At 71.7% G+C, this 19,975-nt stretch carries 23 protein-coding genes; 11 read left to right on the top strand and 12 right to left on the bottom strand.

Annotation, left to right across the window (positions count from 1 at the left end; genetic code table 11):
- Nucleotides 1-34 precede the first annotated feature (34 nt).
- Nucleotides 35-1,450, bottom strand: coding sequence for a cytochrome P450 (locus Cco03nite_RS08740; protein ID WP_203690865.1), 1,416 nt, complete (start codon nucleotides 1,448-1,450; stop codon nucleotides 35-37).
- Nucleotides 1,451-1,542: 92 nt separating this feature from the next.
- Nucleotides 1,543-2,250: a DUF6766 family protein gene (locus Cco03nite_RS08745; RefSeq protein ID WP_203690867.1), complete on the bottom strand. Its 708-nt coding sequence runs from the start codon at nucleotides 2,248-2,250 to the stop codon at nucleotides 1,543-1,545.
- Nucleotides 2,251-2,434: 184 nt separating this feature from the next.
- Here Cco03nite_RS08745 and Cco03nite_RS08750 point away from each other — a divergent pair, with 184 nt between their 5' ends.
- The 5 genes from Cco03nite_RS08750 (at nucleotide 2,435) to Cco03nite_RS08770 (ending at nucleotide 7,794) form a co-directional block, all read left to right on the top strand.
- On the top strand, nucleotides 2,435-2,773 hold the full coding sequence (locus Cco03nite_RS08750) for an STAS domain-containing protein (protein ID WP_203690869.1): 339 nt from the start codon (nucleotides 2,435-2,437) through the stop codon (nucleotides 2,771-2,773).
- Between the two features lie 15 nt (nucleotides 2,774-2,788).
- Nucleotides 2,789-4,093 (top strand): GAF and ANTAR domain-containing protein, encoded by a 1,305-nt coding sequence (locus tag Cco03nite_RS08755; protein ID WP_203690871.1) that lies wholly within the window; start codon nucleotides 2,789-2,791, stop codon nucleotides 4,091-4,093.
- A 252-nt stretch (nucleotides 4,094-4,345) separates the two neighbouring features.
- The gene (locus tag Cco03nite_RS08760) at nucleotides 4,346-4,603 is read left to right on the top strand and encodes a hypothetical protein (RefSeq protein ID WP_203690873.1); all 258 of its coding nucleotides are present in this window, start codon (nucleotides 4,346-4,348) and stop codon (nucleotides 4,601-4,603) included.
- 171 nt (nucleotides 4,604-4,774) lie between these two features.
- Entirely contained in the window at nucleotides 4,775-5,323 is a 549-nt protein-coding gene (locus Cco03nite_RS08765) for a hemerythrin domain-containing protein (RefSeq protein ID WP_203690874.1), read from the top strand.
- On the top strand, nucleotides 5,320-7,794 hold the full coding sequence (locus Cco03nite_RS08770; protein WP_275412017.1) for a catalase: 2,475 nt from the start codon (nucleotides 5,320-5,322) through the stop codon (nucleotides 7,792-7,794). Before Cco03nite_RS08765 ends, Cco03nite_RS08770 begins: the two co-directional genes overlap by 4 nt.
- On the opposite strand, the gene Cco03nite_RS08775 is transcribed toward Cco03nite_RS08770, so the two are convergent.
- Nucleotides 7,761-8,759 (bottom strand): ArsR/SmtB family transcription factor, encoded by a 999-nt coding sequence (locus Cco03nite_RS08775; protein WP_203690876.1) that lies wholly within the window; start codon nucleotides 8,757-8,759, stop codon nucleotides 7,761-7,763. The two genes, Cco03nite_RS08770 and Cco03nite_RS08775, sit on opposite strands and share 34 nt — an antisense overlap.
- 58 nt (nucleotides 8,760-8,817) lie before the next feature.
- On the opposite strand from Cco03nite_RS08775, the gene Cco03nite_RS08780 reads away from it, so the two are divergent.
- The gene (locus Cco03nite_RS08780; RefSeq protein ID WP_203690878.1) at nucleotides 8,818-10,029 is read left to right on the top strand and encodes an MFS transporter; all 1,212 of its coding nucleotides are present in this window, start codon (nucleotides 8,818-8,820) and stop codon (nucleotides 10,027-10,029) included.
- A 126-nt stretch (nucleotides 10,030-10,155) separates the two neighbouring features.
- On the opposite strand, the gene Cco03nite_RS08785 is transcribed toward Cco03nite_RS08780, so the two are convergent.
- On the bottom strand, nucleotides 10,156-10,584 hold the full coding sequence (locus Cco03nite_RS08785; protein ID WP_203690880.1) for a hypothetical protein: 429 nt from the start codon (nucleotides 10,582-10,584) through the stop codon (nucleotides 10,156-10,158).
- Between the two features lie 40 nt (nucleotides 10,585-10,624).
- Nucleotides 10,625-10,969, bottom strand: coding sequence for an ArsR/SmtB family transcription factor (locus Cco03nite_RS08790; RefSeq protein ID WP_203690882.1), 345 nt, complete (start codon nucleotides 10,967-10,969; stop codon nucleotides 10,625-10,627).
- A gap of 198 nt (nucleotides 10,970-11,167) precedes the next feature.
- On the opposite strand from Cco03nite_RS08790, the gene Cco03nite_RS08795 reads away from it, so the two are divergent.
- Nucleotides 11,168-12,082, top strand: a complete 915-nt coding sequence (locus tag Cco03nite_RS08795) for a sigma 54 modulation/S30EA ribosomal C-terminal domain-containing protein (RefSeq protein WP_203690883.1) — start codon at nucleotides 11,168-11,170, stop codon at nucleotides 12,080-12,082.
- 85 nt (nucleotides 12,083-12,167) lie between these two features.
- Here the strand turns inward: Cco03nite_RS08795 and Cco03nite_RS08800 are convergent, their stop codons facing one another.
- From Cco03nite_RS08800 to Cco03nite_RS08810, 3 genes are all read right to left on the bottom strand, one after another.
- A complete protein-coding gene (locus Cco03nite_RS08800; RefSeq protein ID WP_239167223.1) occupies nucleotides 12,168-12,710 on the bottom strand; it encodes an STAS domain-containing protein in 543 nt (180 codons plus the stop codon).
- A 140-nt stretch (nucleotides 12,711-12,850) separates the two neighbouring features.
- Nucleotides 12,851-14,023 carry a glycosyltransferase family 4 protein gene (locus tag Cco03nite_RS08805; protein ID WP_239167224.1) on the bottom strand — a complete coding sequence of 391 codons (1,173 nt, stop codon included), beginning with the start codon at nucleotides 14,021-14,023 and terminating at the stop codon, nucleotides 12,851-12,853.
- Between the two features lie 154 nt (nucleotides 14,024-14,177).
- A complete protein-coding gene (locus tag Cco03nite_RS08810) occupies nucleotides 14,178-14,777 on the bottom strand; it encodes an NADPH-dependent FMN reductase (protein WP_203690892.1) in 600 nt (199 codons plus the stop codon).
- Nucleotides 14,778-14,879: 102 nt separating this feature from the next.
- Here Cco03nite_RS08810 and Cco03nite_RS08815 point away from each other — a divergent pair, with 102 nt between their 5' ends.
- The gene (locus Cco03nite_RS08815; protein WP_203690894.1) at nucleotides 14,880-15,728 is read left to right on the top strand and encodes a helix-turn-helix domain-containing protein; all 849 of its coding nucleotides are present in this window, start codon (nucleotides 14,880-14,882) and stop codon (nucleotides 15,726-15,728) included.
- 4 nt (nucleotides 15,729-15,732) lie between these two features.
- On the opposite strand, the gene Cco03nite_RS08820 is transcribed toward Cco03nite_RS08815, so the two are convergent.
- The 4 genes from Cco03nite_RS08820 to Cco03nite_RS08835 all read right to left on the bottom strand — a co-directional run bounded on the left by Cco03nite_RS08820 (nucleotide 15,733) and on the right by Cco03nite_RS08835 (nucleotide 18,266).
- Nucleotides 15,733-16,173 (bottom strand): glycosyltransferase family protein, encoded by a 441-nt coding sequence (locus Cco03nite_RS08820; RefSeq protein ID WP_203690896.1) that lies wholly within the window; start codon nucleotides 16,171-16,173, stop codon nucleotides 15,733-15,735.
- Between the two features lie 55 nt (nucleotides 16,174-16,228).
- Nucleotides 16,229-16,369, bottom strand: a complete 141-nt coding sequence (locus Cco03nite_RS08825; protein ID WP_203690898.1) for a hypothetical protein — start codon at nucleotides 16,367-16,369, stop codon at nucleotides 16,229-16,231.
- A gap of 19 nt (nucleotides 16,370-16,388) precedes the next feature.
- Complete coding sequence (locus Cco03nite_RS08830) at nucleotides 16,389-17,492, bottom strand: GDSL-type esterase/lipase family protein (RefSeq protein ID WP_203690900.1); 1,104 nt, start codon at nucleotides 17,490-17,492, stop codon at nucleotides 16,389-16,391.
- A gap of 324 nt (nucleotides 17,493-17,816) precedes the next feature.
- The gene (locus Cco03nite_RS08835) at nucleotides 17,817-18,266 is read right to left on the bottom strand and encodes a MarR family winged helix-turn-helix transcriptional regulator (protein ID WP_203690909.1); all 450 of its coding nucleotides are present in this window, start codon (nucleotides 18,264-18,266) and stop codon (nucleotides 17,817-17,819) included.
- Nucleotides 18,267-18,401: 135 nt separating this feature from the next.
- On the opposite strand from Cco03nite_RS08835, the gene Cco03nite_RS08840 reads away from it, so the two are divergent.
- From Cco03nite_RS08840 to Cco03nite_RS08850, 3 genes are all read left to right on the top strand, one after another.
- The gene (locus Cco03nite_RS08840) at nucleotides 18,402-18,962 is read left to right on the top strand and encodes a YceI family protein (protein ID WP_203690912.1); all 561 of its coding nucleotides are present in this window, start codon (nucleotides 18,402-18,404) and stop codon (nucleotides 18,960-18,962) included.
- Nucleotides 18,963-19,071: 109 nt separating this feature from the next.
- Nucleotides 19,072-19,560, top strand: coding sequence for a carboxymuconolactone decarboxylase family protein (locus Cco03nite_RS08845; RefSeq protein WP_203690914.1), 489 nt, complete (start codon nucleotides 19,072-19,074; stop codon nucleotides 19,558-19,560).
- Complete coding sequence (locus Cco03nite_RS08850) at nucleotides 19,557-19,877, top strand: GNAT family N-acetyltransferase (protein WP_203690916.1); 321 nt, start codon at nucleotides 19,557-19,559, stop codon at nucleotides 19,875-19,877. Before Cco03nite_RS08845 ends, Cco03nite_RS08850 begins: the two co-directional genes overlap by 4 nt.
- Nucleotides 19,878-19,975 lie beyond the last annotated feature (98 nt).

Consider the following 19,975-nt stretch of genomic DNA (forward strand, 5'->3'; position numbering starts at 1 on the left):
CCACCGCCGACAGCGATGAAACCTGTCCCGGCTGCTACGCCGGGGTCACCGTGAACCCGAGCTCGGTGTGCCCGAGCGTGTACGGCAGCGGCCGGTCGGCGGCGATCCTCGTGCGGGCGTGCAGCCGCAGGTCGTGTTCGAGCAGCAGGGCGGCCAGCGCGGCGGTCACCGTCTGCAGGACGAGGTTGCGACCCGGGCAGGCGGCGGGACCGGCGCTGAACGGGATGAGGGTCGGGCCGGTCGCGGCTTGGCCGTCGAGCCACCGGTCGGGCTGGAACCGGTCGGCGTCGGGCAGGTGCTCGCCGTCACGGTTCAGCAAGGCCGAGAAGATCACGAAGGAGGTGCCACGCGGCAGCGTGGTCTGGTCCCATACGGTCACCGCGGTGCTCTCGCGCAGCACGGCCAGCGTGGTCGGCCACAGCCGGACCGCCTCCAGCACGCAGGCGCTCAGGTAGGGCAGCAGCGGCGGACCGGCCGGGTCCCAGGCGGCGAGCTCTTCGCGTACCCGCCGGCGCTGCGAGGCGTGGGTGGACAGCAGGGCCAGGGTCCGGAACGCGGTCGCGCCGGCGGCGTCGAACGCGAACAGCCAGTGCGGCACCTGGCCGTACGGGTCCACGTCGGGCGCGGTGTCCTGCTCGGCCAACAGCCCGGCCAGGCTGCCGGGCTCGGCGAGGTCCAGGTGGGTCGCCAGCCGGAGCCGGAACCGGTGGAACAGCACGTGGCGGCGTGGGCGCAGGTAGGCCCAGTTCGCGTCCCGGCGCAGGTCGTCGAGCAGGGCGTTGAGTCCGACGTCGTCGCGGGCTTCGTCGCCGAGCACGATCCGGCGCACCAGCCGCCAGAACGCGCCGGCGAAGTCGCGCCACTCGACCCGGCCGGGCCGGCTGAGCAGCGGCGTCATCTCCTGCCGGGCGACAGCGGAGATGACCTCGGCGAGTCGGTGCACCGGCAGGTCGGTGTCGAGGACGGCTTCGTTGAGGGCGCGCCGGCGGGCGCGCAGCGGCTCCTCGGAGATCAGCACACCGGTGGGCTGGAAATGTGCCAGCGCGGCTCGTTTCTCGGCCGTCGCCGGGCTGTAGGGCACCGGCGTGCCGTCGAGGACCCGGTCCACGGCCTGCGCCGACAGCAGCATCACCACGTCGCGGCCGAAGGCCCGCAGGGCGAGCGCGTCGGTGTCGTAGCGTTCGCGCAGCCGCTGCAGCAGGCGTACGGCCCGCCGGTCGCCGTCGAGCGCGGCGACGCCGGCCACCGCGGCGGGGCGGCGCAGCACCACGCCCTGGGCGAGCGCCGGCACCCCCACCTCGGCGATCACGCGCGCGGTGTCGAGTGCCGAGGCCATGGCAAGACCGGTGCGCACCCTGGCCGAGGCCGCGTCCAGCAGGCCGTCCTGCGCAGGCTGCTGTGCCGCGAGGCCGCGGCGCCTCCGGCGTTCGGGTTCGGTGCGGTACGGCATCGGCCACCTCCGGTGGTTTCGACGTCGTTCACCATCCTGGCCGAATCCCGCACCCGGCGCGCCGGAACCGCGAAGTGCCGGGCAGCAGCGGCTCATTCACCGGTCTGCCGGTGCGGCGCGGTGACCGGCTTGGATTCGGGCGAGCCGTGCTGGCGCAGGAAGATGCTCAGCACGATGAGCGCGCCCACGGCGAGGAACTCGCTCTGCCAGTTCTGCATGGACTGGAACCAGAAGTCGGAGCTGCCGAGGAACTCCAGCGTGCTCACCGGCGGCCGGCCGGTGAGCGCCTGCTGCTCGTTGTACTCGGCGGCGCCGCCGATCAGGTGGCTGACGAACGACAGGGCGAAGAACCCGAACAGCACCAGCGCGAGGCTGTTGCGGTACAGGAACTGGGCCGGGCCGTGCCCGCGCGAGGCCCGCGGCGACTCGCCTGTCGCGCCGGCCGGGTCGTCGTCGGGGCGGTCCTTCTCCTCGGGCTGCTTGGACTCCGCCGAGCCCCGCTGCACGAGATAGGCCGTCAGCAGTACATAGGCGCCCATCTGCAGGAACTCCGACTCCCAGTTCTCGAACACGGCCTCGGCGAAGTGCCCGGTGGTCAGGTACTGCCAGTACGAGTCGGCGGCTCGGCCGTACTCGGCCAGTTCCTCGTTGCGCACGTGCCAGCCGAAGACGCTCTGCAGCACGATGAAGACAAGGAAGGCGCCGAACATGGCCACGGACAGCGCGTTGCCGGCCAGCCAGCCCGTGCCGGACTTCGGCTGCCCTGCCCGGGTGGACTTGGTCGCCTCGTCGGTGGTCATGCCGGAGTGAGTACCCCCACAGTGGCAAACCATGCCAATCTGCTCAATCTGGCGCACCAGATTGACCGGTTTCAGATGCTATCAGCGGGATACCCGCGCGGCAGGAAGCTACCGAACGCAACGGGATCGGACTAGGCTTGACGCGGTTGATGACCCAGCCACTCGCTCCAACATTGGAGGCGACGTGTCTGGATCCACCGTCCCAGCCGGCCAGGTTTCCTGGTCGCAGCGCACGGACGACGACACCCCCGTGCTGTCAATCACCGGCGAGCTCGACTTGGCCGCCGAACGAGACCTCAAGATGTGCCTGGCCAGGGTGTCCTGTGAAGCGCACCTGGTCGTACTGGATCTGTCAGGCGTGACATTCATCGATGCCCACAGCGTCGGGATGATCAGCCGTACCTGGTGGGATGCGCGGCAGACCGGCGTGACCCTGAAGATCGTCGGCATGTCCGGCTTCCCCGCGCGGGTGTTTGCCATGTGCGGAGTGGGGGAAGTACTGAGTGATCCTGTGGCCGTGTAGACCCGAGGAACACGCATGACCGAAGAGCGCTCCGAGCACCGCATCGCCGAAGCGCAGTCCGCCGCCAGACGTGACCGGGATGCCGACGAACGCGAGCGGCTCGCCGATGAACGCGAGCAGCTGGCCGACGAGCGTGAATCGCTGGCCGACGCCCGTGATCGGCTGGCGGATCGGCACGACGCGGAACTCGACAGGCAGGAGCTCACGTTCGACAGCGGCCAGGACGAGATCGGGGCGGCGAAGGAAGCGGTGCTGCGGGCGGAGGAGGCGGTCGACCGGGCTCAGGCGCGGCTGCGGCGCAGTCGCGCGGCATACGCCCGGATGCAGGCGCGGACGGCCAACGAAGCCGCCGCGGCACAGCGGGCACTGGCGGTCGGCGGGCTCGATGCGGAGCACGCGCGGCAGGACCTCGTGGCCGACCAACGCGACGAATCGGCACAAGCCCGCGACAGCCTCGCCGACGCGCGCGACGACGAGGCCCGCTCGCGCGAACAGCAGGCCGACCGGCGGGAGGTGGCCGCGCTGCGCCGCCAGCGGCGATTGCCCGACGGACCGCTGCCGCCGGCCGGCACCGACGGTGCTGAACGGCAGCTGACCGGCCACGACGAGTTCGACGAACTGGTGTCGGAGGTCCTCGAGCTGATCCTCAAGACGGTGGCCGGTTGCGACTGCGCCGCGGTCAGGCTGTGGTCGCGGCAGCGGCCGGTCGGCGCCATGGCCACCGATGGCGCCGCCGCAGACCTCGACGACCTGGCCTTCAATACCGGACTGGGTCCCGGGCCGCAGGCGCTGCACCAGGACGAGCCCGTGCACGTGACCGGGCTCGGTCGGGACCGCCGCTGGCCGGAGCTCGCGGCGGCGGCGGCACGGCTGGGCGTGTCGTCGGCGCTGTGCCTGACCGTGGGGGCCGGTCGGCCCGTGGCGTCCGGCGGTGTGCTCACGCTCTACGGCCGAGTCGAGGACGCGTTCACCGCCCAGGACGTCGAGCTGGCCGGGTTCCTGGCGGCCTGCCTGGCCGTCGGGGTGACCCTCGCCGAACGCCGGCACGAGGTCGAGCGCCGGGAAGCGGCACTGCATCGCGGTCTGAGCACCCGTGATGTCATCGGCCAGGCGAAAGGCATTCTGATGGAACGCCGCCGGCTGGCGGCGTCAGAGGCGTTCGAGCTGCTGCGGGCAGCCTCGCAGCAGCTCAATGTCAAACTCGCCGACGTGGCGCAATACCTGGCCGACACCGGTGCGCTGCCCGGCCCGGCGGATGCCGCGGCCCTTTCAGCCCACGACGACCACGATGCCGCATCAGTCGGCGGCCGACAGTTCTGACCCCTGAGCGACAGCGGGTCCTCGCGGCACTCGTCAGGGGCGACGGCCGCCGCAACGGCGGCATCGAGACGGGCGTGATCGTTCCCTGCGAGTCCGCTGCTCAAACGCTACTCGAGCCCGGACGCACGATGTCGTACGCCGGGTTTGAGCGACCACCGGCGGGGAACGACTGACGCTGCGCCGATGTGTCGGCCGTCCCGCTCACCGCGCTGGACGGATCACGTCATCGGTGCCGCCAGGTAGGAGGCTGACATGTCGTATGTAGCCCTGCTGCACGCCGCCAGTGAGATCGGATGGCCGGTCCTGCAGTCCCGGAGCGCGGCGGCCCTGACGGACGCGGACCTGCGGCGCGAGCTGGCCAACGCGCACACTCTCCACGAGTTGGTCAGCAAGCGGGGTATGCCGCGTGACCGGGAGATGTTGCGGCTGCGCCTGGCCGAGTTGGACGCCGAGTACCTGCACCGGTTCCCCGCGGCCGGCCTGTCGTGGCCCTGGCCGTGCGACAACTGACGGCGACCTTCTGCGCTGCTCGTGAAGCGCTCAAATCCGAATTTGAGGGTTTGTCGCAACTTCTGGTGGGTAGCTTACATTCAGGCGATCTGCCAGTTTTCGTTTCCCGTGTCGCTGGGTCAGCGGCCGTCGTCCGCGCCGCGGTCGGCGTGGACGAACGGAGCGCTGCTCATGACGACAGCCCGGCAAGACGTGATCGATACCCTGCTCGGCCAGCATCAGCAGGTGAAGATGCTGTTCGCCCAGATCGATTCCGCGGACGGCGAACACCGGCAGGAGCTGTTCATCGAGCTGGTCGGCACGCTCGCGCTGCACGAGAGCATCGAGCAGCTGCTGGTCCACCCGCTGGCCGGACAGGAGCTGCCCGACGGCGGACAGGTGGTGCCGCCGCGTCTGGCCGAGGAGGAGGACGCCAAGCAGGCGCTGTCGGAACTCTACGAACTCGGCGTGGCGCATCCGGACTTCGACGGCCGACTCGCTGCACTGCGAGACGACGTCACGGCGCACGCCGAAGCCGAGGAGGAGCTGGAGTTCCTCCGGCTGCGCGAGATGACCGCGCCCGATGAGCTGGCCCGGATGGCGGCGGTGGTCGCGAAGGCGCAGGCGCTGCTGCAGGGCTCCGAGCAGCAGCGCGGTGCCCTGGCCGGACCACCGGACCAGGTCTTCGACCGGGTCCGGGACCTGTTGAACAAATCCGAGGGCAGCGAGGTTCAGCGATGAGCGAGCAGGCCACGCGAGCAGCCAAGAAGGCGGCGAAGACACCCGCGGCCAAGGCCGCCAAGACGGCCGCGAGTCCGGTCGACGCCGCAGCCAAGGGACGGGCCGGGAAGGCGGCGACCTCGACGTCGAAGGCGCCTGCTGCCAAGTCGGCTCCCGCGCGCCGGCCCGCGGCCCAGGCCGGTGCCAAGCAGGTCGCCGCCGCCAAGGCCGCGCCGCCCGCCAAGGCGACCCGGGCCAAGGCGAGCACGGCCAAGCCGGCCAAGAAGGCAGGGTCGCGATCGGCGACCGCCGCCGTGCTCGAGGCGAAGTCGCGAGCCGACCGTGCCGCCGCCGCGCCGCCCGCCCCCGGTGGCGACGCGAAGGCGCTGCAACTGGACGCGCACCGCATGGTCAAGCTCGACACCGAGCTGACCACCGACCAGGGCATCGGTGTCGAGGACACCGACAACACGCTGCGCGCCGGCCCGCGTGGGCCGAGCCTGCTGGAGGACTTCCACTTCCGCGAGAAGATCATGCGCTTCGACCATGAGCGCATTCCCGAGCGGGTCGTGCACGCCCGCGGCTCCGGCGCGCACGGCTACTTCCAGCCCTACGACACGGCGCTGGCCGAGTACACCGCCGCGCGGTTCCTGACCGACCCCGGCACGCGCACGCCGGTGTTCGTGCGGTTCTCGACCGTGCAGGGCTCGCGCGGCTCGACCGACACGCCCCGCGACGTACGCGGGTTCGCCGTGAAGTTCTACACCGACCAGGGCAACTTCGACCTCGTCGGCAACAACATGCCGGTCTTCTTCATCCAGGACGGCATCAAGTTCCCCGACGTCGTCCACGCGGTCAAGCCCGAGCCCCACCACGAGATGCCGCAGGCCGCCTCGGCCCACGACACGTTCTGGGACTTCGTCACCCTGCAGCCCGAGACGATGCACCACGTCATCTGGCTGATGTCGGACCGGGCCATCCCGCGCAGCTTCCGCACCATGCAGGGCTTCGGTGTGCACACGTTCCGGCTGGTGGCCGCCGACGGCACCCGCACGTTCGTCAAGTTCCACTGGACCCCGGTCGCGGGCGTGCACTCGCTGGTCTGGGACGAGGCTCAGAAGATCTCCGGCAAGGACCCCGACTTCAACCGGCGCGACCTGTGGGAGTCGATCGAGGCGGGACTCTACCCCGAGTACGAGCTCGGCGTGCAGATCATCGCCGAGAGCGACGAGTTCGCCTTCGACGACATCGACCTGCTCGACTCGACCAAGCTCGTACCCGAAGAGGTCGTGCCGGTCGTCCCGGTCGGGCGAATGGTCTTGGACCGCAACCCCGACAACTTCTTCGCCGAGACCGAGCAGGTCGCGTTCTGCGTGCAGAACATCGTGCCCGGCATCGACTTCACCGACGACCCGCTGCTGCAGGCGCGGCTGTTCTCCTACCTGGACACGCAGCTGACCCGCCTCGGCGGGCCCAACTTCGCCCAGATCCCGATCAACCGGCCGCTGGCGCCGGTGCGCAACCACCAGCAGGACGGCTTCCACCAGGACGACATCCCGGTCGGGCAGGCCAACTATCACCCGAACTCGCTAGGCGGCGGCTGCCCGGTGGTGCCCGGCGCGGGCGGCGGGGCGTTCGTGCACACGCCCGAACACGTCGACGGGATCAAGGAACGCAAACGGTCCGAGACGTTCTCCGACCACTACCGCCAGGCCACCCTGTTCTGGAACAGCATGGCCGCCTGGGAGAAGGAGCACATCGTCGCGGCGTACCGCTTCGAACTGGGCAAGGTCGCCCACCGGCACATCCGCGAGCGGATGGTCGAACACCTCAACAACATCGACCACCAGCTCGCGGTCGCCGTCGCGGCGGGCATCGGCGTCCCGGCCCCGAAGCCGGGCCGCCCGAACCACGGCAGGATGTCACCGGCGCTGAGCCAGGCGTCCATGCCCGGCAGCACCGGCGTCGTCGGCCGCAAGGTCGCGGTGCTCGTCGCCGACGGCGTCGAGGGCGCCTCAGTCGAGTCGATCCAGGCGGCGCTGGCCGAGGACGGCGCGGTCGTCGAACTGCTGGGCCTGGTCGACGGCGCGGTCACCACCGCGGCGGGCGACGCCCTGCCGGTCACCCGGGCGATGAACACCGTCGCGTCGGTGCTGTACGACGCGGTCGTCGTCGCCGACGGCGAGGCGGCGGTCGAGCAGCTGGTCAACGACGGCTACGCGGTCCACTTCGTCGCCGAGGCGTACAAGCACGCCAAGCCGCTGGCCGTGCTCGGTGTCGGGGACCGGCTGGTGCAGGCGGCCCGGCTGCCCGTATTCGAGGCATCCGACCGCATCACCGCACCCGCCAGCAAACCGTCCGCGGGCGCGCTCGACGGCGTCGTGTTCCTGGCCGCGGGCGCCGACGCCGACGACACGTTCCTGACCGAACTGACGACCGCGATCGCCGCGCACCGCCACTACGACCGCCCGGTCGACGGCATCGCCGCCTGACGGGGCCCTGCGCCGTCATCGCCGGTCAGGGCGGCGCCGAGCGCGGTGCGCCAGTAGAGCACCTCGCGTCCGGAACGCCGCTTGGTCACCGCCCCGGCGTCGAGCAGCACCCGCAGGTGGTCACTGACCGAACCCAGCGACAGCCCGGTGAGCGCCACCAGGTGTGAAGTGCTCACCGGGCTGCCCAACCGGCGCAGGATGGCCGCCCGGTTCGTACCGATGAGCCGGTCCAGACCGTCCGGCGCCGGCTGGACGGCGGCAGCCAGCACACCGCGGACCGGGTACACCATGCCGAAGCGGGTCGGCTGGTCCCACAACACCCAGCCGCGCCCGCAGTGCGCGGGCACGAACACCAGCTGTTCGGCCTGGTCGAGTGGCAGCGGCGGGTCGGGCAGGTTGTTGACCTGGAGCCGGCCGTTGCCCAGCCACTGCATGACACCGGTCAGATCCGGGAACACTCCTGCCCAGCCCTCGGCGCTGAGCACCGAGGTGCGGGAGACGACGTCGGCCCGCAGCCGCTGCTCGCGGGCTGGCCACTCCGGCGCGACGGTGTGCGTCCAGACCCACTCGAGCAGGAACACCACCTCCGCCGTCAGCCCGTCCCCGCACAGCACTTCATCGAGTTTGGCCGGGGGGCCCGCGCGAAGGTCGGCGCGGATCTGCTCGTCGGAACGCTCCCCGACGGCCGCGAGCTCCTCGGCGAACGTCGGGGCGGCGCTCGCGGGGGCGATGGTGAAGAAGTCGGCGAACCACCGGTGCCGGAACGCCGCCGCCAGCAGCGCTCGCAGCATCGGCCGCCGGGCCAGCATCTGCTGGTACGCGGCCTGGTGTGGCCGCTGCCAGGCGTGCTGCCACGGGTGGTACGGGCTTTGCAGGGCCTTCAGCGCGGCGACGGTGTCGGTCATCGGCGAGATGGCGAACCGGCTGCGCGCGAGCAGGTCCACCGGCACGTGCCACACCGCCATGTTTCGCCTCCAGCCGTAACTCTACGGTCCCGGGCCGCCGCACCCGAGGATCACCAGAGTGAAAACCTATTCGGAACTGTTCGCCATCCGCGAGTTCCGCAACCTCTTCCTGGCCAACTGCGCCGGGATCGCCGCGCACACCACCTCCGCGCTGGCGCTGGGCTCGCTGACCTACGCCGTGACCGGTTCGGCGGCGCTGACCGCGCTGAGCATGTTCGGCGCGCCGCTGGCAGGCGTGCTGGGCAGCTTCACCCTGCTGTCCGCGGCGGACAGCCTCCCGCCGCGCCGCGCGCTGACGATCGCGGCGCTGGTCGCGCTCATCGGCACCGCGATCCAGACGGTCCCGGGCCTGCCGGTCGGCGTCCGGCTCGCCGTCATCCTGCTCGTCGCGTACGTCGGCTCGATCATCGGCGGGGCCCGCTGGTCGCTGCTCAACGCGATCCTGCCGCCGGGCGGGTACGTGCTGGCCCGCTCGACGATGAACGCCAGCGTCGGCGTCATGCAGATCGCCGGGTTCGGGACGGGCGGGCTGCTGCTGGTCTGGCTCACGCCGTTTCAGGTGTTCGCCATCGCCGCCGCGCTGCGGGCCCTGGCCGCGGCGGCGACCTGGTTCGGCCTGCGGGAACGGCCGGCCCGGGCCGCTGCCGGAGCCTCGACGGCCAGGACCATGCGCGTCAACCGGGAACTGTGGACCGACCGCGGATGCCGGGCGCTCTACCTCAACCTGTGGCTGCCCAGTGGCCTGGTCGTCGGCTGTGAGGCGCTGTTCCTGCCGTACGCCGGGGATCGCGCCGGTTTCCTGTTCGCCGCCGGCGCGCTGGGCATGCTCGCCGGTGACGTCGTGGTGGGACGGTTCCTGTCCCCTGCCGCCCGCCGCCGCTGCGTCCAGCCGCTGCGGTTCCTGCTCCCGCTGCCCTACCTCGTCTTCCTGCTGCACCCGGGCCTGCCGTGGGCGATGCTGCTCGCGCTGACCGCCTCGGTCGGCTTCGCGGCGTCGCTGCCGTTGCAGGAGTGGCTGATCGACCGCTCGCCGCCGGACGTGCACGGTCAGGCGCTCGGTCTGCAGCAGAACGGGATGATGACCGCGCAGGCGGTGTTCGCGGCGCTCGCGGGCGTGCTCGCCGACGTGCTGCCCACGCACCGGGCGGTGGCGCTGCTGGCCCTGCTGTCGCTGGCCACGACGCTGCTGCTCACCCGTGGTCTGCGGCATGCCCGGCCGGCGCGGCGGCAGGCCGTCGCTTTAGCGCAGGCCGCACCGGCCGGCACGTGACCCGCTCCGTCCGGGTTGGCGATCAGGACGGCGGATCGGCCGCGCCGCGGCGGGCTGCCGGATTCGGGCGCAGGGGGCGGGGTCGGACGGGTTACCCGGAAGGAGGCCCCACTCCGTACGGCCGGTTCAGCCGTACCTGCAGCCTGCGGCATGCCCGTCCGGTCCGGATCCGGCGCAGGCCGGGCAGGCCAGCCCGTGGATCATACGGTGCGAGACCAGCACGGCCTCGTGCACGTGGCGCCGGCCGGCGATCATGCCCTGCCGGTAGCCGGCATCGGCCGGGCCTGCCGCGTCGTCGGGTATGCGCACGGGAGAGCGGTGCCGGCCCGCGGCCATGGCGACGATACGCGCGATCAGTTCCTCTTCGGTGCGGCGGCCGTGTTCCACGCCGCGGCGGTACTGCTCGCCGCCGGCGAGCGCGTCATCGGCGGAGTCGGGCGGCCGGACCCGGTCGGGGGTGTCGTCGAAGCTCGCCAGTCGGGCGAACAGGTGAATGACCGCGGCAACGTCCTCGCCGCGGCGCGCGTCTGGGTCGGCGTCGGGCTCAAAGTTCATCGCGGCCGTCCCCGCGGTCGCCGCGCTGCCGCAGCCCCGGCTAGGTGCGGCCGGCCGTCTGCGCCGCGCGCAGGTCGTCGAGCAGTTCGACCTGGTTGGTCAGTACCTCGGTGAGGATGCGCCGGGCGACGGCGAGCAGTTCGGCGACCTGCGGGCTGACCAGGGAGTAGTAGACGGTCGAGCCGTCCCTGCGGGCGACCACCAGGTTCATCTTGCGCAGCACGGCCAGTTGCTGGGACAGGTGGGCCGATTCCAGGCCGACCTCGGGCAGCATCTCCCCGACCGAGTGCTCCCGCACGGACAGCAGTTCCAGGACGCGGATGCGGGCGGGGTGCGCGAGCGCCTTGAAGAATTCCGCCTTGGCCTGATACAGCGGTTTGCTCACCGGTCCACCCCCTTCGTTGCAGAAAACCGTACCCGCCCGGGTGCGTGGAGTGCCGCCGGGCCGGTCTGCCGGTTGTCGTGTGACATCTGTGCGCCACCTCCCCAGGCTACATGACATGGCGAGTTGCTAAAGTCGGCAACTAATCGTGCCGCCAGCAACCGTCCTCTCGTGGAGAGGCGCCGGCGAAGGGAGGCGGCGGTGGAGCCGACCGGTTCACGGCCCGTGCCACGGCAGGGCGTACGGGTCGACGTGCGTGCCCGCGGCATCGCCGATTCCGCGTTCGTCGAGCTGACACGTCAGGCGGTCGCGGCGGTGGTGAGCGCGAACGCCAACGCGGCCGGACCGGTCCGGCTGCGTGTCACCGCCGGCCGCTGCGCGAGCGGGCCCGTCCTGGTCCAGGTCAACCTGCTGGTGCGCGGCGAGCCCGCCCGGGTCCAGATCGCCGCCCGCACACCTCAGGCGGCCGCCGGGGCCGCCCTCGACCGCCTCGAACGCCAGATCCGCCGCCTGGCGCTCAACCTCGACCTGTCGGCGTGGCCGCTGCCGTGGCGGCGCACCCTGGCCGCGTCCGGCGAGGGCGCCGTCGCGCGCCTGAAAGCCGTCCGGCTGCACACGGCAGCCTTCGCCGACGCGGCGATGCGGCTGACCGCCATGGACTACGACGCCCACCTGTTCACCGACGCCGACACGGGCTTGGAAGCCGTCGTCTACCGCACCGGCACCGAGCAGCTGCGCCTGGCCCGCCAGCAGCCCGGGAACCCGTCGATGCGGGGCTGCTCGGTCCAGGTCGACGCCCGTCCCGCACTCGTGCTCGACCCGGCCCACGCCGCCCGGCGGCTGGAGGCGACCGCGGCGCCGTTCGTCTTCTACACCGACCGGGACACCGGACGCGGCAACCTGCTGTACCGCCGCTACGACGGCGAGCTCGGCCTGATCAGCCCACTGGCCGCCGAACCGTGGCCGTCGGTGGACCGTGCGCCGGCCGAAGCGGGCGAAAGCGGTGGCGGGGCGGGTCAGTCGGGGTCGCAGCCACGCGAGGAGGTCGGCGTGCTGCTGGAGATCGAGAACAGCCGCACCGCCAGCGCGCGCAGCAGCACCGCCGCCGCGGTGTGATCACCGCAGTGGTGCATCGCGTCGGCGCGGGCCGCGATCGCCGCCAGGCGTACGCCGTCGGCGCCCCACCAGCGGCCTCCCGCGGTCAGGTGCTCGCCCAGTGCCGCGAACTGCTCCGACGCGCGCCCGTGCCGTCGACCGCCGACACCCGCGACATGCGCAGGATCACCACCCGCACGTCGGCGACCTGCGTCAGTTCGAGCAGGAACCGGTGGGCCGCGGCGAAGAACAGCGGACCGTCGAACCGGTACGCCACGATGTGCTCGGACAGCAGGGCCGCCTCCTCGGTGTGGTGGTCGGACAGGTCCAGGGGCACCTGCTCCAGCGTCGCCGCACGGGCGATCTTGCGTACCGCCAGGAACGTCGCCACGACCAGCCCGATGGCGACCGCGGCGACCAGGTCCAGGGCGAGCGTGGCCGCGGCGGTCAGCGCCATCAGCACCGCGTCCGAGCGGGTGGACCGGGCCAGCGCCAGCAGCGAGCCGACCTCGACCATGCGGATCGCCGTCGCCAGCAGCACCCCGGCCAGTGCCGCGAGCGGGATGTGGGCGACCAGCGGAGCGGCGGCGAGCATGATCACGGCGAGTACGGCGGCGTGGGTCAGCGCGGCCAGCCAGCGGCTTAGCAATTGAACACCTTTTCAATTGCTAAGCCGCTACGTTGCACATGTCGTGTGATACGTATCACGCGGCAGGAAGGCCGCATGTCCGGGGCGGCGGCACGAGCGGCCGCCCCGGAGACGACCTGCCCGCTACCGACGGCCGCCGCTCACGCGTACGGGTCACCCGCACGGCCCATGGCGGGCGCGGGCTGCCGCAGCGCCAGCGCCGCCCGGTACGCCTGCAGATATCCCAGCGCCGTCTGCTCGTCGCTGAAATTGCGCACCACGTGCCTGCGGCAGCCGGCCGGGTCGAGCCGGGCCGCCGCACGTATCGCGTCCGGCAGTTGCCCGGGGTCGTCACAGATGAACCCGGTGACGCCGTCGGCGACGACCTCGGGCACCGCACCCGCGCGCAGCGCGACCACCGGCGTGCCGCACACCATCGCCTCGATCATCACCATGCCGAACGGCTCCTCCCACTGCACGGGGAACAGCAGGCAGCTCGCGTTCGCCAGCAGCTCGCGCTTCAGCGTCGCGTCGGCGATACCGATCATCCGGTCGTTCGGGCCGAGCAGCGGCTCGACCTGCTCGGCGTAGTACCTCTGCTCGGCCGGCTCGGCGCACTTGCCGGCCAGGATCAGCGGCAGCCCGGCCTCGTGGGCGGCGAGCACGGCCGTGTGCGCGCCCTTGTCGGGGCTGAACCGCCCCAGGAAGAGGGCATAGTCCTGCTTGGCGCGCTGGAACGGCCAGTCGCGCGGCCGCAGGCCGTTGTAGACGGTGCCGATCCAGTTGAGCTCGGGCGCGAGGGCGCGCTGCCTGCGGCTGATCGCCACCAGCGACAGGTCGCGGCCCAGCGTCCGGTAGAAGCCGCGCAGCTCGGAGTCGACCGGGCCGTGCACGGTCGCGACCACGGGCAACCCCAGCGCGTGGTACGCCGGGGCGTTGAGCGGGCCGGCGAACGTGTGGTCGTGGACCACGTCGACCTCACCTGCGGCGGCGAGGCCCTCCACCGCGCGCCGGGTGAGCGACGCGTAGATGATCTCGGGTCCGGGCTCGCCCAGCCGCTCCGGGACGGCCCGGTCCCATACCGGCCGGAAGTTCGCCTGGGTGCCGTCGCGCCCGGCGGCGATCAGGGTCACCGTGTGCCCGAGTTCGACCAGCGCGTTGGACAGGTCGGCCAGGACGGCCTCGATGCCGCCATAGGCGGCGGGCGGGATGTCGAAGTAGGGCGGCGCCACCATCGCGATCTTCAGCGGATCGGTGGCGTCGGCTGTGGGGATGCTCTGCAGCTGCGGAAGTGGTCCGGGCGATTTGTCGCCCTCCACGAGTGTGTCTGTCACGCAGCGGCTGTATCCCGATTCCCGCGGGCTATGCCATTTGCCCGGATATTTCACCCGGTAGTGTGGTTTGACGTGCTGGAGGGGCATTCGGCGGGCGGTCGGCGGTCGCCTACTGTCCAGCGCGGCCGCCCGGGAGACCCGGGCGGCCGCGGGCTCACGCCGGGTACGGGGCGGCCCGCCGGGCCGCACGCAGCGCCCCCGCCCACCACACCAGCTGGTCCAGCATCGTCTTGGCGTAACCGGCCGAGTCCTCCGACACCGGACGGCCGTCCTGCCAGCCGGTGAAGTAGTTCACGAAGGCCAGCCCCGCCCCGACCGTGACCGCGTTCAGCTCGCTGAGCACGTTCTCCAGGTGCTGCGCCGCGTGCCGGCCGCCGGCCCCGCCGCCATAGCTGACGAACGCCACCGGCTTGGCCGTCCACTGCGTGAAGTGCCAGTCGATGGCCGCCTTCAACGACGCCGGATAGCTGTGGTTGTACTCCGGCGTGACGACGACGAACGCGTCCGCGCGGTCCAGAGCCGCCGTCAGAGGCGCCATGCCGGCCGGGCGGGGATAGCCGTCCCCGGCGAACTTCGGCGGCATCGCGGGCAGTTCCAGCGGCAGGTCGACGTCGGCGAGGTCCACGACCTCCACCTCGAACCCGCCGTGCGAACGCGCCTGCTCGGCGACCCACGACGCCACCACGGGCCCGAACCGGCCCTCCCGGACACTGCCGACGATCACGACCAGTCTGTGCTTGCTCACGTTCTCCATGACCACCACCTTCGACCGGCCGCGCGGCGGCAACCAGACCGTGCTCAGGCTGGCCCTGCCAGGGCCAGGCTGACCCGGCCGACCCGACCTAGACTTCCGATCATGGGAACACCGCTGGGCGACTTCATCCGGGCCAAACGCGACAGCATCCAGCCCGAGCAGCTCGGGCTCACCGACCACGGCCGCCGGCGCTCGCCGGGACTGCGCCGCTCGGACCTGGCCGGCCGGGCCGGCATCAGCGTGGAATACCTGACCCGCATCGAGCAGGGCCGCGACCGCAACCCGTCGCTGTCGGTCGTGAACGCGATCGCCGACGCGCTCAGCCTCAGCGTCGCCGACCGCACCCACCTGCACCACCTCGCGAAGATCACCGGCGGTGCGTGCGCGGGCCGGACCCGGCCCGCCCCGCCGGACCGGGTGGTGCGGCCCGGCGCGGCCGCGACGCTGCGGCTGCTGGAGCCCGGGATCGCCGTGCTGACCAACGGGCTGGGTGACATCCTCGCCCACACCAGCGGGTTCGCGCTGGTCACCGACGGCACGGGACTGCTCGACGACGACACGCCCAACCTGACCCGCTTCGTGTTCACCGACCCGCGAGCGCGCTCGCTGTTCCCCGACTGGGACACCGTCGCCGACGAGCTCGCCTTCGACCTGTGGACCGGGCCGTCCCGCGACGCCGTCGAATGGTTCTCCGCCGACCTGGCCACGCTGGCCGGGCCGGAGTTCACCCGACGGCTGAACCTGCACACACCGCCGCCACCGAGCACCCTGCGCGTCGACCACCCGTCCGGCCACCGGCTGCGGCTGGACCGCGAGACCCTGGAACTGGTCACCGACGCCCAGCGGGTGGTCGTGTACCTGCCCGCCGACGAGGAAACGGCCGGGGCCCTCGACCGGCTGCGCTCCGAGCACAGCCGGCACCGCCCCGGCGGCCTGCGGCTCGTCGCCTAGCAGCTCACCGCCCGCGGCAGCAACAGTGGCCGCGCGGCCTGCGTCGCCGCACAGGCAGGCCGAGGGTCTCCCCGGCCAGCGCCGCCCCGAACGCCAGGTGGTCGGTCACGAGCAGGTCGACCGCGGTACGCGACGCCTCGGCCAGCAGGTCGGCGGCCTGGCCCGCGCCGGTGCCGAGCAGCACGTGCTCGACGTTGGCCATGCCGCCGCGCAGTCCCTTGCCGTCGCCGACGGGCGGGAAGGTCGCCGCAAGGTCGCTGTCGTCGTAGTCGGTGGCCTGCTGCCACGGCAGCCATCGCGCGCCGGCCGCGCGGAAGCGCTGCTCGTACTTCGCGCCGGTGTAGGCCAGCACGTCGTGGCCGCGGGCGGCCAGCTCGCCGGCCACCGCGGTCATCGGACCGACGTGCCCGGCGAACGGCATGGACGCCACGATTATCCGAGCCATGGCGACACCGTAGTGGTGCCCGGCGCGACGGCCGCAGGCTGCCGTGCGGCCGAGGTCACCAGGGAATCGGGCCGTCGGCGTCGAAGAACCCGCCGGAGGGCCCGCGGGCGTCCAGTGTCGCGAACCGCAGCACCACGGCGGCCGCCTCGGCGGCGGTGCGGGTCGCGCCGGGCGACATGCCGGTCCGGGTGTCCACGCGTGGCCGGGACCGAACGCTAGGAAGCCGACAGTACGAGGTCGTCGAGGCTGACGGTGGCGGCCATGGCCTCGGCGCCGGTGTTGTTGAGGTGCATGCCGTCACCGCTGTCCCACGCCGGGCGGATGTAATCGGGCCTGGCCGGGTCGGCGACGGCCGCGGCGGAGTCGAACACGCCGTCGAACACGTCGGTCGTGCGGATCCAGTCGTTGACGTCACGCCGCACGGCGAGCCCGTCGGGTGTGCTGATCTCGGCGGCCGCGAAGGGGCCGATGGTGGCGGCGAGGATCGTCAAGCCGGCGCCGTGGGCGCGTTCGGACAGCTTGGTGAAACCCTCCACGAGGGCCTCGGCGGTGGGCATCGGTTCGTTCAGCATGCCGGGCAGGACGAGGTCGTTGATGCCGAAGTGGATCAGGACGTGGGTCAGCGCGGGGATCGACAGGGTGTCGCGGTCGAAGCGCGCCAGCGCGTGTTCGCCGACCTCGTCGCGTAGCAGGCGGTTGCCCGCGATGCCCTGGTTGACGATCCAGCCCCGGCTGACGCGCCGGTTCAGGAAGTCGACGGAGCGGTGATCGGCGCCGATCGTGGTGCCGACGCCTTCGAACCAGGAGTCGCCGAAGGCCACGGCGACCTTGGTGTCGTCGGGGGCGAGCACGTCGACGCCCGAGACGTAGTACCGGGACTCCACCTGTTCCGCGTCGGGCAGTGCGGCGGCCGTGACCTGGTTGCCGGCGGCTATCCGCGCGGCTTCGGCGGGCTTGTGGGAGTAGGTGGCCGGTTCGGTCGTCTCGGGCAGGTAGAGGCTGAGGATCAGGTCGGTTCCCGCCGCGACGGGAAGATCGACCTGGTCGGAGACGGCTTCCTCCCCTGCCGGGATGACGCACTGCACGGTCCTGTCGAAGGTGAGGGCGGTCTGCCGCCCGCCGGCGGCGACGGTCGCCGCGCCGAAGGTCAGCCGATCGCGGCCGTAGCGGTTGGTCAGGCGTACCCGGAGCGCTTCTCCCCCGCCGGCCATGTGCAGCACCTGGCGTATGGTCTGGCCGGCGAATCCGCGGGGCTCGTTGAAATGCAGCTGCCCGTAGGGGCTGATCACCGCGGTACGGAAACCGGCTGTCCAGATCATGGTCGCCCCCATGGTCCGTGCCGCTGGCGCGGCGATCGGGAAGGCATTTCGCGGGCTTTCTCCGCCGTCCAGGATATTGCCGATCATGGCCGCGCCAGGCTCGGTCGGCTCATCTGCCTGTCCGGTCTCCGTGCTCCGTGGGCCGTTCCCACCTCATTGTCCGAGTCGAGGGATCGCCGGTCGCGGGGCTCGTACTGTCACATCCGGGCAGGCTGCCCGGTCTTCACTGCATGACGCATTCCTCCAGCGCCGCCGGTCGGGCCGTGCCGCGGACGCCTCGCAAGGCCTTTGTCTCGGGCTGCTCGGGCGGCCGGCGCAGCGGCCTCAGTCGGAGCCGAGCACCTGGTCGGACACCTGCTGAAGCGTGGCCAGCTGTTGCGGCGTGAGCCGGTCGAAGAACAGCCGGCGGACCGTGTCGACGTGGCCGGGGGCGGCGGCGGTGATCGCGCTGCGGCCGGCGTCGGTGAGCACCACGAACGCGCCCCGGCCGTCGTCGGCGCACTCTTCGCGGTCGATCAGGCCGCGGCGCTGCATGCGGGTGAGGTGGTGCGACAGGCGGCTCTGCTCCCACTGCAGCTCGGTCTGCAGCTCGAAGGGCCGCAGGCGCCCTTCGGGGGTGTCGGTGAGCTGGACGAGCACGTCGTAGTCGGCCAGCGACAGGCCGGAGTCGACCTGCAGCTGCCGGTTCAGCTGTCCGATCAGCTGCCGCTGCAGGCCGAGGAAGCCCCGCCAGGTGCGCTGCTCGTGCTCGTCGAGCCATCTGGTGTCGGTCACGCCCCAACCCTATCCGTGATGGATGACACATCATGTACCAGCCTGGAAATGAATGATACGTCATGTAGGTTCTGACCCGGTGTGGATGACACATCATCTACACCGACACCGAGACCGACACCCCGGAGGAACACCATGAGCACGACCACCACCGACCTGACCGCCCTGACCGGCACCTACACCATCGACCCCGCGCACACCCGCATCGGGTTCGTCGCCCGGCACGCGATGGTGACCAAGGTCCGCGGCGCGTTCAACGAGTTCGAGGGCGGCGCCTACCTCGACGGCGCGAACCCCGCCAACTCGACGGCGAAGGTGACCATCAAGGCGGCCAGCATCGACACCCGCAACGCCCAGCGCGACGAGCACCTGCGCAGCAACGACTTCCTGGCCATGGAGCAGTACCCGGCGATCACCTTCGTGTCCACCGCCGTCCGCCAGACCTCCGGCGCGGACTTCGAGGTGACCGGCGACCTGACCATCAAGGGCGTCACCAACTCGATCACGATCCCCTTCACCTACGAGGGCGCGGCGACCGACCCGTTCGGCGCGGTCCGGGTCGGCTTCGAGGGCTCCGTCACGATCAACCGCAAGGACTACGGCGTCACCTGGAACGCCGCCCTGGAGACCGGCGGCGTCCTGGTCAGCGACAAGATCGTCCTGGAGTTCGAGGTGTCGGCGGTCAAGAACAGCTGACCCACCCCCGAGCCGCAGGCGTGCCCCGCACCGCCCGAGCCGCGCCCAGCGCGACACCGGCGGCTGCGGGGCGCGGGCGGCCGATCCCCCACGCCCAGAAGGGACAGCGATGGCCACCGGAACCGACGAGCCCAGGGTGCTCATCGACAAACAGCACCCCCAGGTGTATCGCGCACAACGGGATCTCGCGGCAGCGGTCCGGCAGGCCACCCGCGACGCCGGACTCGACCGCACCCTCGTCGAACTGGTCAACATCCGCGTGTCCCAGCTCAACCGCTGCGCCTACTGCCTGAACATCCACGTCCGCGACACCCTCGCCGGCGGCGAGAGCCCCCAGCGCATCGCCGTCCTGCCCGCCTGGCCCGACACGACCCTGTTCACCGACAAGGAACGGGCCGCGCTCACCCTGGCGGAGTCGCTCACCACGCTGCCCGGCGACGGCGCGCAGGAGCGCCACTACGCCTACGCCAGACAGCACCTCACCGACGACGAGATCTCGGCACTGAGCTGGGTGACCATCGCGATGAACGCCTTCAACCGGATCTCCGTCATCAGCCGGCACCCCGTCGGCCCGCCGACCGCAGAGGACCCGAAATGATCACCGTCCGCGACAACCCCGCCGAGCACCGCTACGAGATCCACGACGGCGACCAGCTCGCCGGATTCTCGACCTACAAGCTGACCACGGACACGATCGCCTTCACCCACACCGAGACCCTCCCCGCGTTCAGCGGCCGCGGACTGGCCCGGCAACTCGTCGTCGGCGCACTCGACGACGCCCGACGGCGCGGCCTCGCCGTCCGGCCGTACTGCCCGTACGTCCGCGAGATCATCCTGCGGCTCGCCGACACCTACCTCGACCTCGTCCGCGAGGACGAGCGGGAGCAGTTCGGGCTGGTGCCCGACGTCGTCTGACCGTCGAGCCCGGCGACTGTCGCATCGAGCCCCACGTCCGATGTGCCTGGGCTGTACGCGGCCCCTGCTACCTTCTCCGGCCACACCGGAGAAGGAGA

It is taken from the genome of Catellatospora coxensis, from assembly GCF_016862635.1.
GTDB lineage: Bacteria > Actinomycetota > Actinomycetes > Mycobacteriales > Micromonosporaceae > Catellatospora > Catellatospora coxensis.

What these genes read in the sequence shown, in the direction of transcription:
- Cco03nite_RS08740 (WP_203690865.1), bottom strand. Translation starts at nt 1,450, where the DNA reads ATGCCGTACCGCACCGAACCCGAACGCCGGAGGCGCCGCGGCCTCGCG.
- Cco03nite_RS08745 (WP_203690867.1), bottom strand. Translation starts at nt 2,250, where the DNA reads ATGACCACCGACGAGGCGACCAAGTCCACCCGGGCAGGGCAGCCGAAG.
- Cco03nite_RS08755 (WP_203690871.1), top strand. Translation starts at nt 2,789, where the DNA reads ATGACCGAAGAGCGCTCCGAGCACCGCATCGCCGAAGCGCAGTCCGCC.
- Cco03nite_RS08760 (WP_203690873.1), top strand. Translation starts at nt 4,346, where the DNA reads ATGTCGTATGTAGCCCTGCTGCACGCCGCCAGTGAGATCGGATGGCCG.
- Cco03nite_RS08765 (WP_203690874.1), top strand. Translation starts at nt 4,775, where the DNA reads ATGACGACAGCCCGGCAAGACGTGATCGATACCCTGCTCGGCCAGCAT.
- Cco03nite_RS08770 (WP_275412017.1), top strand. Translation starts at nt 5,320, where the DNA reads ATGAGCGAGCAGGCCACGCGAGCAGCCAAGAAGGCGGCGAAGACACCC.
- Cco03nite_RS08775 (WP_203690876.1), bottom strand. Translation starts at nt 8,759, where the DNA reads ATGGCGGTGTGGCACGTGCCGGTGGACCTGCTCGCGCGCAGCCGGTTC.
- Cco03nite_RS08785 (WP_203690880.1), bottom strand. Translation starts at nt 10,584, where the DNA reads ATGAACTTTGAGCCCGACGCCGACCCAGACGCGCGCCGCGGCGAGGAC.
- Cco03nite_RS08810 (WP_203690892.1), bottom strand. Translation starts at nt 14,777, where the DNA reads ATGGAGAACGTGAGCAAGCACAGACTGGTCGTGATCGTCGGCAGTGTC.
- Cco03nite_RS08815 (WP_203690894.1), top strand. Translation starts at nt 14,880, where the DNA reads ATGGGAACACCGCTGGGCGACTTCATCCGGGCCAAACGCGACAGCATC.
- Cco03nite_RS08820 (WP_203690896.1), bottom strand. Translation starts at nt 16,173, where the DNA reads ATGGCTCGGATAATCGTGGCGTCCATGCCGTTCGCCGGGCACGTCGGT.
- Cco03nite_RS08830 (WP_203690900.1), bottom strand. Translation starts at nt 17,492, where the DNA reads ATGATCTGGACAGCCGGTTTCCGTACCGCGGTGATCAGCCCCTACGGG.
- Cco03nite_RS08840 (WP_203690912.1), top strand. Translation starts at nt 18,402, where the DNA reads ATGAGCACGACCACCACCGACCTGACCGCCCTGACCGGCACCTACACC.
- Cco03nite_RS08845 (WP_203690914.1), top strand. Translation starts at nt 19,072, where the DNA reads ATGGCCACCGGAACCGACGAGCCCAGGGTGCTCATCGACAAACAGCAC.
- Cco03nite_RS08850 (WP_203690916.1), top strand. Translation starts at nt 19,557, where the DNA reads ATGATCACCGTCCGCGACAACCCCGCCGAGCACCGCTACGAGATCCAC.